This window comes from Dialister sp. UBA1703 (assembly GCA_002320515.1).
Lineage (GTDB): Bacteria > Bacillota > Negativicutes > Veillonellales > Dialisteraceae > Dialister.
In genome coordinates, this window is the sequence record DCJJ01000095.1 from 3,704 (window position 1) to 5,189 (window position 1,486).

The 1,486-nt window shown below is 56.2% G+C and carries 2 protein-coding genes; one reads left to right on the forward strand and one right to left on the reverse strand.

What is annotated here, in order from left to right; genetic code table 11:
- Window positions 1-233 precede the first annotated feature (233 nt).
- The gene (locus B2Y11_RS04690) at window positions 234-560 is read left to right on the forward strand and encodes a hypothetical protein (protein ID WP_291056819.1); all 327 of its coding nucleotides are present in this window, start codon (window positions 234-236) and stop codon (window positions 558-560) included.
- 260 nt (window positions 561-820) lie between these two features.
- Here B2Y11_RS04690 and B2Y11_RS04695 read toward each other — a convergent pair whose 3' ends face one another.
- Window positions 821-1,171 carry a hypothetical protein gene (locus tag B2Y11_RS04695; RefSeq protein ID WP_291056821.1) on the reverse strand — a complete coding sequence of 117 codons (351 nt, stop codon included), beginning with the start codon at window positions 1,169-1,171 and terminating at the stop codon, window positions 821-823.
- Window positions 1,172-1,486 lie beyond the last annotated feature (315 nt).

The following is a 1,486-nucleotide window of genomic DNA, read 5'->3' on the forward strand; positions in this document are numbered from 1 at the left end:
AATTAATCAGTGCTTCCTTAGCACCTCGGGTTCGGCCCACAGAGCGGGCCGGTTCAGAGGGAGTTATGAATGCTGCCTGCGGCAGCGCCCCATGAGCGAAAGCGAACACACCCCTTCTACACAACCTGCCTGTGCCAGCAGGCCACAACCTACGGCGGAGCCGTGCCCCTTCGTGCCCAAAGGGCACGCTCCTTTTGAACCCGGGTCGCGAGGCGGCCCCAAAGGAGGCTATTATGTACAAAATCCAAGTCTATCTTCCCCCGGAAGCCCTCTGCGCCATCAGGAAGGCCATCGAAGAGGCAGGCGGCGGGGAAATCGGAAACTACAAAGGCTGCATGTCTTGGTGGAAAGTGCGCTCTTCCTGGATTACCATGGACGGCGCCCACCCCTACAACGGGAAAATCGGAGAAAGGACAGAAGCGGAAGAATACATCCTCCAGTGCCGGGTGGACGAAGCGCACCTTCCCGTCGTCGTTTCCGCCATCAAAAAAGCCCACCCCTATGAAGAACCGGTGGTGGACGTGGTGAAATTGGATGAAAAGAGTTTCCTGCCAGTTTGAGTAGCAGGTGGATAAGGCCGCACCCCGTCATTTCGAGGGAAACGAAGGGGAGCCCGGACATCTCCGGATAAACAGTTTCCTGCCAGCATGGAAAGCAGTGGAGTCAAGGCACCTCGTCATTTCGAGGGAAGCGAAGCGTAGCCCGGAAATCTCCGAGCAAAAAGTTTCCTGCCGCGATGAACAGCAGAAGCAGCAAGCCGGACAGGAAACCTAAAAAAATCCTGCCGGTATGACAGCGCTGTCATACCGGCAGGATTTTTTTATTTCCGCTGCAGGAAAACCTGATTGATGCGATACATATACGCACCATTGGGGAAAGTGATTTTGGTGGCGTTCACATAACTGCCACTGCTGGTAAAGTGGATGCGGGACAGTTCGCCGGCCATGTCCAGATACTGCCAGAAGGCACCGCCCTTTTCTGTTTCAAAAAGAACGAAAAGATAGGGAGAGAGGGCGGACACCTCTGACTTGGCAGAGGCCATGGCAGAAAGGAGGGTGCCCATATCCACTTCCTGATTTTCCGGGAGCACGGGATGAGGGGTGTATTCTTTAGGTACTGTGGTGATGCTGATGTAACGGATAGGTAAGTTCATAGTTTCTTCCTGATTCATGATGCACTCCTTTGGAAAAGAAAATCGATGGCAGACGCCTTTCGGCACGGTCGGGATCGGGACTTGGGCGGTGCTTTCCAGTATTCCCGAAGGTTGACGCCTGCTTTCGCGGGCGAGGGTTGATGGCGCCGCCGGGCCTCTGGCCCTGGGCGCCAAGGGTTCTGTCCGGGACCGGCTGACGCCTCCCGGACGGGCTCCGGGCTTTCGCCCTCGGGAGGTATGAAGTACTGTGGAGGTCCTGCATAGGACCTCCAAGCCAGCCGACGTTGGCCTCTAGCCTGCCCAATAAGAGGCCTTCCTTTTAGTCGGCTGACC